This is a genomic window from Pseudomonas putida S13.1.2 (assembly GCF_000498395.2).
Classification (GTDB): domain Bacteria; phylum Pseudomonadota; class Gammaproteobacteria; order Pseudomonadales; family Pseudomonadaceae; genus Aquipseudomonas; species Aquipseudomonas putida_Q.
The window spans coordinates 555,985-569,707 of record NZ_CP010979.1 but is presented as its reverse complement, the minus strand read 5'-3'; the positions used below and the strand labels follow the sequence as shown (position 1 = coordinate 569,707).

The following is a 13,723-nucleotide window of genomic DNA, read 5'->3' as shown; positions in this document are numbered from 1 at the left end:
CAGCACCTCTTCATTCCACCCACGCGAGGTCAGGCCATGAACATTCCCATTCCACCGGAAACCCCCGATCCCAACATCGACGACCCCAGCTTGCCGCCGCCCGTGCCGGAAGAAGAGCCGGACGAGCTGCCGATCAAGCCAACCATGCCGCCAACGGTGGGCGACCCGCCGAGCCAGGAGCCACCGGTGAAGGCTTAAGGGTAGACCACAGACCTGATATTTTTGTCAGTCGCATTGTCAGTATGCCGGGGCTACCATCGTCATGTAGCCCCAAACCCGCTGCTGTGAACCGCCACCTTCCTCATAAGGGTCGGGAACGTGATGAACTGGTACTTTTATCAGGGCTGGTCTTGTGTAACGTCGATAAGCGCATTGCGTAAAGTCAGCGTGATGCAACACCAGCGAAACGCATTAGCCTTTAAGACTGCTGATCTTGATAGGGAGGGCCTAGCGCTAGTCGCAATTGACTCTCAGCGCACAGCTGCCTGGTATTCAGGCCCAGCCCGCACCGGGCCGTTGCAATTTACTGCCTATGGATACACCGCGCCCAAGAACGAATTGCCGGTGGCTTTCAAAGGAGAGCGATACGACGCAGGAACAGCCTCATATCAGCTTGGCAACGGACATCGTACCTACAACCCCGCGCTGATGAGGTTTAACAGTGCTGACCGATTCAGCCCATTCGATTTTGGAGGAATCAATTCCTATGCGTTCGTATCGGGAAATCCGGTGAACTTCGAAGATCCGTCCGGGCGCGGCATTGGAAAATTCATCCCACACAAACTTGAAGCAACTTCAAACTTTGTCACTTTTGGCAAAGCTCCAGCAACGCCTTTCAGTGACGTGATTGTCTTTTCCGGTCAGACCGAAAAAAGCACTAAAAACAACATGACGTGGATATGGGGACATGGAAACGGTCAGCGGCTTGGAGGCCTAAATCCGCACAAACTTGCAAAGCGTCTCTATCAACGTAACATCGAATTCCTGGATGGCCCCATTCTTTTGGCCAATTGCTACGGAGGTGCCAGTGCTAGCACTAACGGCCCCGGTTTCCCCGAAATCTCGTTTGCTCAACAATTCGCCAATATTACGGGAAAAACCGTCATTGCTTTCACGGAGCGTCTCAATCTGAAAAAGGGCGCGCTTGAGTCTCGTCCTGTTATGCACATGGTACTGACCGCTGAAAAGTATCTGGACGCTGGCCCGGTGACGTATTACCCAGAAACTCGTCCCGAGATGGACAATGTTTCCGCACCTAGCAATCATTCCGCAAGAATAAGGCGGTAAAGGCTTAAGGGTAGACCACGCCACCTGATATTTTTGCCAGTAGCGGTGCCGATGGGTTGTGCTGAAGATTGAGGCTCTCGATATCAAGCCAGGAGCCTCCTTCATCGTGGATACCGCAACCCGTCGACAGCGTGAGGAATATGAGCGACAAGTGATCGACATGCTTCAGGATGCAGGGGTGGTCGATGCAGGGCCAGGTACCTTGCTGGCACACCTGGACTGCGACAAATGCGAATTTGCGTTGATGCAGCTGGAAGCCCGATATAGCGTTCGTTTGCGGCGTGATTACCTAAACATTGCCGAGGTTGCCGGCGAACTCTACAAGGCGTTGAATCAGCGTTGACCATTTCGGCCCTTTCGCGGGCTTGCCCGCTCCCACAGGTACCGCGCCGTATCATAGGTCGGCACGGGCCCTGTAGGAGCGGGTTTACCCGCGAAAGGGCCGGTTGACCCAACACATCAACCCGCAGATACCGCCGAGATCTCCGCCACACTGATCTCCCGCATACGGTACTTCTGTACCTTACCCGTCACTGTCATAGGGTATTCGTCAACAAAGCGGATATGCCGCGGCACCTTGAAGTGCGCAATACGTGCCTTGCACCAGCCCTGCAGTTCCTCGACCGTGGCGCTGTGCCCTGGGTGCAGCTTGATCCAGGCCACAATCTCTTCGCCGTAACGGCTGCACGGAATGCCGATCACCTGCGCATCGGCCACCGCCGGGTGGGTATAGAAGAACTCCTCCAGCTCACGTGGGTAAATGTTCTCGCCACCGCGAATGATCATGTCCTTGTTGCGCCCGACGATGCGCACGTGGCCGTGCTCGTCCATCACCGCCAGGTCGCCCGAATGCATCCACCCGGCCGGGTCGATGGCATCTGCCGTGGCTTGGGGGTTGTCCCAGTAACCCAGCATCACGCTGTAGCCGCGGGTGCACAACTCGCCAATCTGACCGCGCGCGACGATGCAGCCGTCGGCGTCCACCAGTTTGTTTTCCAGCTGCGGCTGGGTGCGGCCAACGGTGGTGACGCGCAGCTCCAGGTCGTCGTCCGGGCCAGTCTGCAGCGATACCGGGCTGGTTTCGGTCATGCCGTAGGCGATCTGCACTTCAGCCATGTGCATCTGGTCGATGACCCGGCGCATCACCTCGATCGGGCAGGTGGCACCGGCCATGATGCCGCTGCGCAGGGTCGACAGGTCCATACCTTGGCGGGCCGGGTGGTCGAGCATTGCAATGAACATGGTCGGCACGCCGTACAGGATGCTGGCACGCTCCTCGGCCACGGCGCGCAGGGTGAGCTCGGCGTCGAAGGCGTCGTTGGGGTAGATCATGGTGCTGCCATGGGTGATGCAGCCGAGGTTGGCCATGACCATGCCGAAACAGTGGTACAGCGGCACCGGGATCACCATGCGGTCATGTGCGGTCAGGCCCAGGCTCTCGCCGACCATGAAGCCATTATTGAGAATGTTGTAGTGGCTGAGCGTGGCCCCCTTGGGCGCCCCGGTGGTGCCGGAGGTGTACTGGATGTTCACCGGCTGGTCGAATTGCAGGCTTTGCTGGCGGGCAGTGCAGGCATCGGTCGAGGTCTGCCCTGCCCGCTCGGCCAATGCGTGCCAGGGCAGGAAGCCGGCAGGCGGGTTGGCGGCCAGGCTGATCACGCCGCGCAAGTCCGGCAGGCGTTCACTGGCCAGTTCACCCGGCGTGGCGCAGGCCAATTCTGGCACCAGTTCCTGGACCATGGCGTGGTAGTCAGACGTCTTGAAGGCATCGGCACACACCAGCCAGCGGCAGCCGGACTGGCGCAACACGTATTCCAGCTCACCCACGCGATAGGCCGGGTTGATGTTGACCAGGATGGCGCCGACCTTGGCACTGGCCAGCTGCAAAATGCACCACTGGGCGCAGTTGGGCGACCAGATGCCGACACGGTCGCCGGTGTTCACGCCCAGGGCCATAAGCGCGCGGGCATGCACTTCGACCTGTTCGGCCAACTGCCGCCAACTGTAGCGCAGGCCCTGATGGCGCGACACCAGCGCCTCGCCATCGGCACAGCGGGCCACCGTGGCATCGAAGGCCTGGCCGATGGTCTGGGTCAGCAAGGGTTGGTCCTGGCGACCGCGGGTATAGCTCGGTTGACTCATGGGTGTCCCTTCTTGTGGTTGTTCTGGGCACGACTGAAGCAAGCGGGAATACTCTGGCGCAGATTTACGTTTACGTAAAGGTGATGAGTGGATTGACAGTGACCCCATGCAGGTTTACGTTAACGTAAAGGTGATGAACGATACCGGGTTCATCGGCACGGCACCGACCCTGTGGGAGCGGGTTCACCCGCGAATGCGATCAGTCAGGCAATGACGGTGACCCTGCTGACGCATTCGCGGGTAAACCCGCTCCCACAGGGTCGGCGCAAAGCCCTTGAGCCACGGTGCAACCCCATTTCAAGAACAAGAAGGTGCCCTAGCATGCATTACCCCTCCCTGAACTTCGCCTTGGGCGAAACCATCGACATGCTCCGCGACCAGGTGCGCACGTTCGTGGCCGCCGAGCTGGCACCCCGCGCCGCGCAAATCGACCACGACAACCTGTTCCCCGCCGACATGTGGCGCAAGTTCGGCGACATGGGCCTGCTGGGCATCACAGTGTCGGAAGAATACGGCGGCGCCGGCCTGGGCTACCTGGCCCACGTGGTGTCGATGGAAGAAATCAGCCGCGGGTCGGCCTCGGTGGCACTGTCCTATGGCGCGCACTCCAACCTGTGCGTCAACCAGATCAACCGCAACGGCACCCATGAACAGAAGCTCAAGTACCTGCCCAAGCTGATCAGCGGCGAGCATATCGGCGCGCTGGCCATGAGCGAGCCCAACGCCGGCTCCGACGTGGTATCGATGAAACTGCGCGCCGAACAGCGCGGCGACCACTACGTGCTGAACGGTAGCAAGACCTGGATCACCAACGGCCCCGACGCCAACACCTACGTGATCTACGCCAAGACCGACCTGGACAAGGGTGCGCACGGCATTACCGCGTTCATCGTTGAGCGTGACTGGAAAGGTTTCAGCCGCAGCAACAAGTTCGACAAGCTGGGCATGCGCGGGTCCAACACCTGCGAGCTGTTCTTCGACGACGTGGAAGTACCGGCAGAAAACATACTCGGCCAGCTCAACGGCGGCGTGCGCGTGCTGATGAGCGGCCTGGACTACGAGCGCGTGGTGCTGTCCGGTGGCCCGACCGGCATCATGCAAAGCTGCATGGACCTGGTGGTGCCGTACATTCATGACCGCAAGCAGTTCGGCCAGAGCATCGGTGAGTTCCAGCTGATCCAGGGCAAGATCGCCGACATGTACACCCAACTGAACGCCAGCCGCGCCTACCTGTACGCCGTGGCCCAGGCCTGCGACCGTGGCGAGACCACGCGCAAGGATGCTGCCGGGGTCATCCTGTACACCGCCGAACGCGCCACGCAAATGGCCCTGGAGGCGATCCAGATTCTCGGTGGCAACGGCTACATCAACGAATTCCCGGCGGGCCGCCTGCTGCGCGATGCCAAGCTGTACGAAATCGGTGCCGGCACCAGCGAAATCCGCCGGATGCTGATTGGCCGCGAGCTGTTCAACGAAACCCGCTGAGCATAAAGGACGGGCGCACATGGCTACCTTGCACACCCAGATCAACCCGCGTTCGGCGGAGTTCGCCGGCAACAGCGCGGCCATGCTCGAACAGGTCCAGGCCCTGCGTGGCCTGCTCGCCCAGGTGGCCCAGGGCGGCGGGCCCAAAGCCCAGGAACGGCACACCTCGCGTGGCAAGCTGCTGCCGCGCGAGCGCATCGACCGCCTGCTGGACCCGGGCTCGCCATTCCTCGAAATCGGCCAGCTGGCTGCCCATGAGGTCTACGGCGAAGACGTGCCCGCCGCTGGCGTGATCGCCGGCATCGGCCGCGTCGAAGGCGTGGAATGCATGATCGTGGCCAACGACGCCACGGTCAAAGGCGGTTCGTACTACCCACTGACGGTCAAGAAGCACCTGCGTGCGCAAACCATCGCCCAGCAGAACCGCCTGCCGTGCATCTACCTGGTGGATTCGGGCGGCGCCAACCTGCCGCGCCAGGACGAAGTGTTCCCTGACCGCGAGCATTTCGGGCGGATCTTTTTCAACCAGGCCAACATGAGCGCGCAGGGCATCCCGCAGATTGCCGTGGTGATGGGCTCGTGTACGGCTGGCGGCGCCTACGTACCGGCCATGGCCGACGAAGCGATCATGGTGCGCCAGCAGGCGACCATCTTCCTCGCCGGCCCTCCGCTGGTAAAAGCCGCCACAGGTGAAGTGGTCAGCGCCGAAGACCTGGGTGGCGCCGATGTGCATTGCCGCACCAGCGGCGTAGCGGACCATTATGCCGACAATGACGAGCACGCCCTGGCCATCGCCCGGCGCAGTGTGGCCAACCTCAACTGGCACAAGCTGGGCAAGCTGCAGCGCCTGGCCCCGGTGGCGCCACTGTATGCCGCCGACGAGTTGTATGGCGTGGTACCGGCGGATGCCAAGCAACCGTTCGACGTGCGCGAGGTCATTGCGCGGCTGGTCGATGGCTCGGTGTTCGATGAATTCAAGGCCCTGTTCGGCACCACCCTGGTGTGCGGCTTCGCCCACCTGCATGGCTACCCGGTGGCGATCTTGGCCAACAACGGCATCCTCTTTGCCGAAGCCGCGCAAAAAGGCGCGCACTTCATCGAGCTGGCCTGCCAGCGGGGTATCCCGCTGCTGTTCCTGCAGAACATCACCGGCTTCATGGTGGGCAAGAAGTACGAAGAAGGCGGCATTGCCAAGCACGGCGCCAAGCTGGTCACCGCCGTGGCCTGCGCCCAGGTGCCAAAGTTCACGGTGATCATCGGTGGCAGCTTTGGTGCCGGCAACTACGGCATGTGCGGCCGTGCCTACGACCCGCGCTTTTTGTGGATGTGGCCCAACGCACGCATTGGCGTGATGGGCGCCGAACAGGCCGCTGGCGTGCTGGCGCAGGTCAAGCGCGAGCAAAGCGAGCGCAGCGGCCAGCCCTTCAGCGCCGAGGACGAGGCCCGGCTCAAGCAACCGATCCTCGACCAGTACGAGCACCAGGGCCACCCCTACTATTCCAGCGCCCGCCTGTGGGACGACGGCGTCATCGACCCGGCACAAACCCGCGATGTACTTGGCCTGGCGTTGTCTGCCGCGCTGAACGCACCGATCGAACAGAGCCGCTTCGGCATTTTCCGGATGTGACCCATGAGCGATTTCAGCACCCTTGAAGTGATCCGCGACCCACGCGGCTTCGCCACCCTGTGGCTGAGCCGCGAGGACAAGAACAACGCCTTCAACGCGCAGATGATCCGCGAGCTGATCGTGGCCATCGACCGCCTGGCCGAAGACGCCAGCCTGCGCTTTGTGCTGCTGCGCGGCCGTGGCCGGCACTTCAGCGCCGGTGCCGACCTGGCCTGGATGCAGCAGTCGGCGCAGCTGGACTTCAACACCAACCTGGATGACGCCCACGAACTGGGCGAACTGATGTACGCCCTGCACCGCCTCAAGGCGCCTACCCTGGCCGTGGTACAAGGTGCAGCCTTTGGCGGCGCACTGGGCCTGATCAGCTGCTGCGACATGGCCATCGGCACCGAAGACGCTCAGCTCTGCCTGTCGGAAGTACGGATTGGTCTGGCCCCGGCGGTCATCAGCCCGTTTGTGGTCAAAGCCATTGGCGAACGTGCCGCGCGCCGCTATGCCCTCACTGCCGAGCGTTTCAGCGGCATACGGGCCCGCGAGCTGGGGCTGCTGGCAGAGGTGTACCCGGCCAGTGAGCTGGACGCCCAAGTGGAAGCGTGGGTGAACAACCTGCTGCAGAACAGCCCGCAAGCGTTGCGCGCCACCAAGGACTTGCTGCGCGAAGTGGACGACGGCGAACTCAGCCCGGCGCTGCGGCGCTACTGCGAGAACACCATTGCCCGCATCCGCGTCAGCGCCGAAGGCCAGGAGGGCCTGCGCGCCTTCCTGGAAAAACGCCGCCCCGCCTGGCAAACCGAAGACAAGAAGGAACCGCGCCCATGAGCCGCCCCGCTTTGACCACCCTGCTGGTCGCCAACCGTGGCGAAATCGCCTGCCGGATAATGCGCACCGCCAAGGCCATGGGCCTGACCACTGTCGCCGTGCACAGCGCAACCGACCGCGACGCCCGGCACAGCCGCGAAGCGGATATCCGCGTTGACCTGGGCGGCACCAAGGCCGCCGAAAGCTACCTGCTGGTCGACAAGCTGCTGGCCGCTGCCAAGGCCAGCGGTGCCCAGGCTATTCACCCGGGCTATGGTTTTCTGTCCGAGAACGCAGGTTTCGCCCGTGCGATCGAGCAGGCCGGGTTGATCTTCCTCGGCCCACCGGCCAGCGCCATCGACGCCATGGGCAGCAAGTCGGCGGCCAAGGCGCTGATGGACGCCGCTGGCGTGCCGCTGGTGCCGGGCTATCACGGCGAAGCCCAGGACCTGGACACCTTCCGCGCCGCCGCCGAGCGCATCGGCTACCCGGTGCTGCTCAAGGCCAGCGCTGGCGGCGGCGGCAAGGGCATGAAAGTGGTCGAGGAAGAAAGCCAGCTGGCCGACGCCCTGGCCTCGGCCCAGCGTGAAGCGCAGTCGTCGTTCGGCGATGCGCGCATGCTGGTGGAAAAGTATGTGCTCAAGCCGCGTCACGTCGAAATTCAAGTGTTTGCCGACCAGCGCGGCAACTGCCTGTACCTCAACGAGCGCGACTGCTCGATTCAGCGCCGCCACCAGAAAGTGGTCGAAGAAGCCCCTGCCCCCGGCCTGTCGCCCGAACTGCGCCGGGCCATGGGCGAAGCGGCGGTGCGTGCGGCCCAAGCGATCGGCTATGTGGGTGCCGGCACCGTGGAGTTCCTGCTCGATGCCCGTGGCGAGTTCTTCTTCATGGAGATGAACACCCGCCTGCAAGTGGAACACCCGGTCACCGAGGCCATCACCGGCCTGGACCTGGTGGCCTGGCAGATTCGCGTGGCCTGCGGCGAGCAACTGCCGATCACCCAGGAACAGGTGCCGCTGATTGGCCATGCCATCGAAGTGCGGCTGTATGCCGAAGACCCGGCCAACGAGTTTTTGCCTGCCACCGGCACGCTGGCGCTGTACCGTGAGTCGGCGCCAGGCGAAGGCCGGCGGGTGGACAGCGGGGTCAGCGAAGGCGACGTGGTGTCGCCGTTCTACGACCCGATGCTGGGCAAGCTGATTGCCTGGGGTGAAAACCGCGAACAGGCACGCCTGCGCTTGCTGGCCATGCTCGACGAGTTCGCCATTGGCGGAGTAAAGACCAACATTGCCTTCCTGCGCCGCATTCTCGCCCACCCGGCGTTTGCGGCGGCAGAGCTGGACACCGGCTTCATTCCGCGCCACCAGGATGTGTTGCTACCGGCGCCCCATGCGCTGCCGGCGGGCTTCTGGGAAGCGGCAGCCGAAGCCTGGCAGCAGGGCCAGCCCGGGCATCAGCGCGATGACGACCGCAGTTCACCGTGGGGTGCACGCAACGGCCTGCGCTTGGGCCTGCCGGCACGCAGCAGCCTGCATCTGGTAAGCGCCGGGCAGGACCAGGCGGTTGCCCTGGAGCGCAGCGCTGCGTCCACCTGGCAGCTAGCGGGTGAGCAACTGGTGCACGATCAGTCAGGTGTGCGCCGCCAGCATTTGGCAATCCGCCGCGGTGGCACCCTGTACCTGCACTGGGATGGCGAGATGCACGCCATTCAGGCCTTCGACCCGATTGCCGAAGCCGAGGCCAGCCATGGCCATCAAGGCGGCCTGGGCGCGCCCATGAACGGCAGCATTGTGCGGGTGCTGGTAGAGCCGGGGCAGGTGGTTGAAGCCGGTACTGCACTGGTGGTGCTTGAGGCCATGAAGATGGAACACAGCATTCGTGCGCCGCAGGGTGGGACCGTGAAGGCGTTGTTCTGCCAGGAAGGCGATATGGTCAGCGAAGGGACTGTGTTGGTCGAACTGGCTGAATGAGGAAAGCGGGGCAACTGCCTTGCTCAGCGATCACTGTGGGAGCGGGCATGCCCGCGAACACCGGCAAAGCCGGTGCCATACACCGCGTTGGATTCTTCGCGGGTGAACCCGCTCCCACAGGGCCAGCGCAAAGCTTGAGGTCGGCACCGTACTTGTGGGAGCCCGGCTTGCCGGCGATGGGCTGCACAGCAGCCCCGGCAATCCAGAAGGCCCTCATGCACCGGTGCCATTTACCGGGCTGGGGCATTCGCGGGCGCGCCCGCTCCCACAAGTGATGCGCCAACTTGAGCGCAACGCTGTACCTGTGGGAGCGGCTTTAGCCGCGAACACCGGCAAAGCCGGTGCCATACACCGCGTTGGATTCTTCGCGGGTGAACCCGCTCCCACAGGGCCAGCGCAATGCTTGAGGTCGGCACCGTACTTGTGGGAGCCCGGCTTGCCGGCGATGGGCTGCACAGCAGCCCCGGCAATCCAGAAGGCCCCCATGCACCGGTGCCATTTACCGGGCTGGGGCATTCGCGGGCGCGCCCGCTCCCACAAGTGATGCGCCAACTTCAGCGCAACGCTGTACCTGTGGGAGCGGCTTTAGCCGCGAACACCGGCAAAGCCGGTGCCATACACCGCGTTGGATTCTTCGCGGGTGAACCCGCTCCCACAGGGCCAGCGCAAAGCTGGAGGTCGGCACCGTACTTGTGGGAGCCCGGCTTGCCGGCGATGGGCTGCACAGCAGCCCCGGCAATCCAGAAGGCCCCCATGCACCGGTGCCATTTACCGGGCTGGGGCATTCGCGGGCGCGCCCGCTCCCACAAGTGATGCGCCAACTTCAGCGCAACGCTGTACCTGTGGGAGCGGCTTTAGCCGCGAACACCGGCAAAGCCGGTGCCATACACCGCGTTGGATTCTTCGCGGGTGAACCCGCTCCCACAGGGCCAGCGCAATGCTTGAGGTCGGCACCGTACTTGTGGGAGCCCGGCTTGCCGGCGATGGGCTGCACAGCAGCCCCGGCAATCCAGAAGGCCCCCATGCACCGGTGCCATTTACCGGGCTGGGGCATTCGCGGGCGCGCCCGCTCCCACAAGTGATGCGCCAACTTCAGCGCAACGCTGTACCTGTGGGAGCGGCTTTAGCCGCGAACACCGGCAAAGCCGGTGCCATACACCGCGTTGGATTCTTCGCGGGTGAACCCGCTCCCACAGGGCCAGCGCAATGCTTGAGGTCGGCACCGTACTTGTGGGAGCCCGGCTTGCCGGCGATGGGCTGCACAGCAGCCCCGGCAATCTAGAAGGCCCCATGCACCCGCACGACTACTCCCAGGATCTCGCAACCTTCTTCGCATAATAGCGCCGGGTAGTTGCCGTTCAGTGCCTTCAAATAACGCTGCCCACCTTCCTCGGCCAGCTCGCGGAAAATCGCCGGTTTGCCCGGCTGACGAGCGATGACCAACCGCCCAGCCTCAGCCTCCACACCCGGGTCGACCAGCATCCGCATGCCCTGTGGCACACTGCGACCACTGACAGCGCTCATCGCGTCATTTTCAACCGTCAGCCAGAAAGCCTTGCCCTGGGCCAGGTAGTCCGTCTGCTCGAACACACCCGGCTCCTCACGCTCTTCAACACCTAGCTCGCTCCAGGCCAACACTGGGTAGCGGAAACACACGATGTATTGCATGAGGTCGAGATCGTCATCGGCGTCATCCATCTGATAAACGCCACGCTCCTCGCCAACCTGCCCCTGAATGCGCAGCTGCAGGCTGACGTTGTAGTGAGGCATGCCAATCTCGACGAACGTGCGGTTCATCGACTCTATCTTCGGCTGACGCCGCTTGTTCACCCAGTGCCCTACGCTGCCTTGAGACACGCCAACGCGCTCGGCAAGCTGCTCTTGAGTGAGCCCAAGCTCCTCCATCCGGTCACGGACGAGGGCAATCCATTTATCCATATTCATCGCTGGCACGATACGGACTGCCTTTAACCGCTCAATAAACATTCAGTATTATTTATCAAAGGGCATGAAAATACCCTAGGTATTATTATCGGTCGGACCCCTTCCCCTACTGGCTCTAGCAGGTATCAGGATGAAACCACCGAAAAACGACGAAACAGATCTCGATAGCGAAGCCGCCCGCCGCGCCCTCGACTATTACCTCAACCCCAAGCCACAGCGCCCTACCCTGGACAACAAGATCTGGACCCTGCACGACAGCGTCACGGGCGACCAGGCCCAGGAACACGCCATCGCCCTGCTGCGCTGCGCCGCCGCCACGGCGCAGGAAACCGCCAGCCACCAGCACGGCAGCCAGCGCGAGCTGACCTACGCGTTGATGCACATGATGGACATGGCCCGCGCCCTGCTCGAGCACAAGCGTGCCGCAGATCCGGATTTCTGAGTAACAAAAGAAGGGAGAAAACGTGATGGCCGGGAACGGCAGAAGCCCCGATTGCCGGGACAAGGAAGCGCATCGGTAAAACTTTTTTACCGAATTAGCGAAAATTCATTTGACTGGCAAATGATAACGATTATTATTGCACTCAGCTGATCGCGAGATCTGCTGGATAACCTGGAGCTTAGGTCGCTCTCAGATTATCTCCTCATCAGGCTAATCACGGTTTTTGACCCGGCTTTTTGCCGGGTCTTTTTTTGGCTCTTCAGGCTAATGAAGATCGTGATGGCGCGCATGATAGCAAAGGTGTTTCAGGGCGTGAACGCTCATTACAAAACTTTGCGGAATCAGCACTTGAGAATCAATCTCGTTTCGCCTACGCTGGTCTCGCATCAAGGAAGATGCCCCCCACCCCTCCCCCTTCAAGCAAGGAGCTGTTCATGACCCGTCTGCTACTGCCGCTTGAACACCCAACGCCTGTTGCCGAACACGATGCCGACCACGCCCTGCTGCATGCTCTGAAGCGGCTGCCCCGGCGCGTGCAGCAAGTATTCCTGCTCAACCGCCTCGACCAACTGGACTTCGCCACCATCGCCGCCCGCCTCGACCTGCCCCTGGCGAGCATCGAGCGGAACATGGACCAGGCGCTGCAGGCCGGTCGCTCGCGTCGTGATGTACTGTCGAGTGTGGCCGGGCAATGGTATGTGCGCTTGCAAAGCCCCCAGGTGACAGCTTGCGAACGGATCGACTTTCGTCGCTGGCTGGATGCGGATACGGCAAACCTGCACGCGTTTCACGAAACGGAACTGCGCTGGCGCAGCCTGTTGGCGCCGGCACGGCAACTGGGCCATGACGGCTGGTACCGGCAAGGCCGGGCGGCGCTGTCGCTGGGTGGGTGCTCGATTGCGGTCGGGCTTGGCGTGGCGGCGTTGGTAGTGTTTGGTCTCTGGGCCTGATCACGCACTGGCAAGCCGGTCAAAAGCGCTCCGCCGGGTCTGTGGTCATGAGCATCTGCTGGAACCGCTCCAGAAAGATCGACTCGGCTTGGGTAAACTTCTGTTCGCGGTTCCACAGCAGATACACGTTCACATCGATCACCCCTTCCCACGGCGGCAGACGCCACAGCTCATTGGCCTGTACATCCGCCGCGACGATATGCTCCGGCAGGCAGCCGATGCCATAGCCCGCCCCCACCAGCCGCAGGATCTCATCCAGGCTCGGTGACGATGCCACAATACGCCCGGTAAACCCCTGCTGATCGCGAAACACTGTCAACGGTGACAGGTTGCCGCCCATCTGGTCACTGGTGAAGCTCACGAAGTTCTCGCCCTGCAGATCCGCAACAGTAAGGTTCTTGCGACCAAACAAGCGATGGCGCTTGCCGCAAAAAAACGCGTAGCGCTGTTCAAGCAGCACCCGTTGCTCCAGGCGGGGCTGGGGCGTGCGGCACAGGCTCAGGCCGAACGAGGCGGTCTTCTGCAACAAGCCACTGGCCACATCCGAACTGCGCAGCACATCGATCTCCAGCTCCACCTGGGGGTAGTCACTGTGAAATTGCGCAAGAAAGTCATCGTAGGCGCGGGACTGGATGCGGCTGATGCTCAGCAGGCGGATCTTGCCCGTCACTGTCTCGGCCGGGCTGTCCAGCGCAGGCCCCAGGCGCGAAACCGTGCCATACAGCTCGGCAGCGATCTGCATCACTTCCTCCCCCGCCTTTGACAGGTTGATGCGTGGCCCGCGACGTACCACCAGGGCACTGTCCAGTTGCTCCTCCAGACGCCGCAGCGCCTGGCTGACGGCCGGCTGGCTCAGGTGCAGACGTGCCGCAGCCCGGCTGATGCTGCCCTCCTGGCCGATTACCAGAAAGGTCCGCAACAGGTTCCAGTCGAGGCGGTCGTTGAGGAAACGCTTGGCTTCGGGGTCTCTTGCCAGGGTCGTTGTCGTCGGGGTCATTATTTGTTGATCTTATACTTGAGTATTTAAATTAGAAGCTTTTCCTAGCATAGGACTTGGCTCAACATCTAGCAACGCACC

General features: G+C 62.4%; 12 protein-coding genes. 9 read left to right on the top strand and 3 right to left on the bottom strand.

The window, feature by feature from the left end; translation table 11 throughout:
- Positions 1-36 precede the first annotated feature (36 nt).
- The 3 genes from N805_RS30660 (at position 37) to N805_RS02340 (ending at position 1,630) form a co-directional block, all read left to right on the top strand.
- Entirely contained in the window at positions 37-198 is a 162-nt protein-coding gene (locus N805_RS30660; RefSeq protein WP_012273262.1) for a hypothetical protein, read from the top strand.
- A 123-nt stretch (positions 199-321) separates the two neighbouring features.
- Positions 322-1,287, top strand: a complete 966-nt coding sequence (locus N805_RS29545) for an RHS repeat-associated core domain-containing protein (RefSeq protein WP_080956770.1) — start codon at positions 322-324, stop codon at positions 1,285-1,287.
- Between the two features lie 106 nt (positions 1,288-1,393).
- The gene (locus tag N805_RS02340; protein WP_155412660.1) at positions 1,394-1,630 is read left to right on the top strand and encodes a hypothetical protein; all 237 of its coding nucleotides are present in this window, start codon (positions 1,394-1,396) and stop codon (positions 1,628-1,630) included.
- Between the two features lie 116 nt (positions 1,631-1,746).
- On the opposite strand, the gene N805_RS02335 is transcribed toward N805_RS02340, so the two are convergent.
- A complete protein-coding gene (locus N805_RS02335; protein ID WP_019470122.1) occupies positions 1,747-3,429 on the bottom strand; it encodes an AMP-binding protein in 1,683 nt (560 codons plus the stop codon).
- Between the two features lie 321 nt (positions 3,430-3,750).
- Here N805_RS02335 and N805_RS02330 point away from each other — a divergent pair, with 321 nt between their 5' ends.
- From N805_RS02330 to N805_RS02315, 4 genes are read left to right on the top strand one after another with little or no spacing between them, the layout of a single operon-like run.
- On the top strand, positions 3,751-4,914 hold the full coding sequence (locus tag N805_RS02330) for an isovaleryl-CoA dehydrogenase (protein ID WP_019470121.1): 1,164 nt from the start codon (positions 3,751-3,753) through the stop codon (positions 4,912-4,914).
- 19 nt (positions 4,915-4,933) lie between these two features.
- Positions 4,934-6,541: a carboxyl transferase domain-containing protein gene (locus tag N805_RS02325; protein WP_016498805.1), complete on the top strand. Its 1,608-nt coding sequence runs from the start codon at positions 4,934-4,936 to the stop codon at positions 6,539-6,541.
- Positions 6,542-6,544: 3 nt separating this feature from the next.
- A complete protein-coding gene (locus tag N805_RS02320; protein WP_019470120.1) occupies positions 6,545-7,360 on the top strand; it encodes a gamma-carboxygeranoyl-CoA hydratase in 816 nt (271 codons plus the stop codon).
- Complete coding sequence (locus N805_RS02315) at positions 7,357-9,309, top strand: acetyl/propionyl/methylcrotonyl-CoA carboxylase subunit alpha (RefSeq protein WP_019470119.1); 1,953 nt, start codon at positions 7,357-7,359, stop codon at positions 9,307-9,309. The genes N805_RS02320 and N805_RS02315 overlap by 4 nt, the downstream gene beginning before the upstream one ends.
- Before the next feature lie 1,278 nt (positions 9,310-10,587).
- Here N805_RS02315 and N805_RS02310 read toward each other — a convergent pair.
- On the bottom strand, positions 10,588-11,295 hold the full coding sequence (locus N805_RS02310) for a LexA family transcriptional regulator (RefSeq protein ID WP_033692800.1): 708 nt from the start codon (positions 11,293-11,295) through the stop codon (positions 10,588-10,590).
- An 88-nt stretch (positions 11,296-11,383) separates the two neighbouring features.
- On the opposite strand from N805_RS02310, the gene N805_RS02305 reads away from it, so the two are divergent.
- Both N805_RS02305 and N805_RS02300 read left to right on the top strand, forming a co-directional pair.
- On the top strand, positions 11,384-11,695 hold the full coding sequence (locus tag N805_RS02305; RefSeq protein WP_019473641.1) for a DUF6124 family protein: 312 nt from the start codon (positions 11,384-11,386) through the stop codon (positions 11,693-11,695).
- A 434-nt stretch (positions 11,696-12,129) separates the two neighbouring features.
- Entirely contained in the window at positions 12,130-12,645 is a 516-nt protein-coding gene (locus N805_RS02300; RefSeq protein WP_019473643.1) for a DUF4880 domain-containing protein, read from the top strand.
- Between the two features lie 19 nt (positions 12,646-12,664).
- Here N805_RS02300 and N805_RS02295 read toward each other — a convergent pair whose 3' ends face one another.
- Positions 12,665-13,642 carry a LysR family transcriptional regulator gene (locus tag N805_RS02295; RefSeq protein ID WP_019473644.1) on the bottom strand — a complete coding sequence of 326 codons (978 nt, stop codon included), beginning with the start codon at positions 13,640-13,642 and terminating at the stop codon, positions 12,665-12,667.
- Between the last annotated feature and the right edge of the window lie 81 nt (positions 13,643-13,723).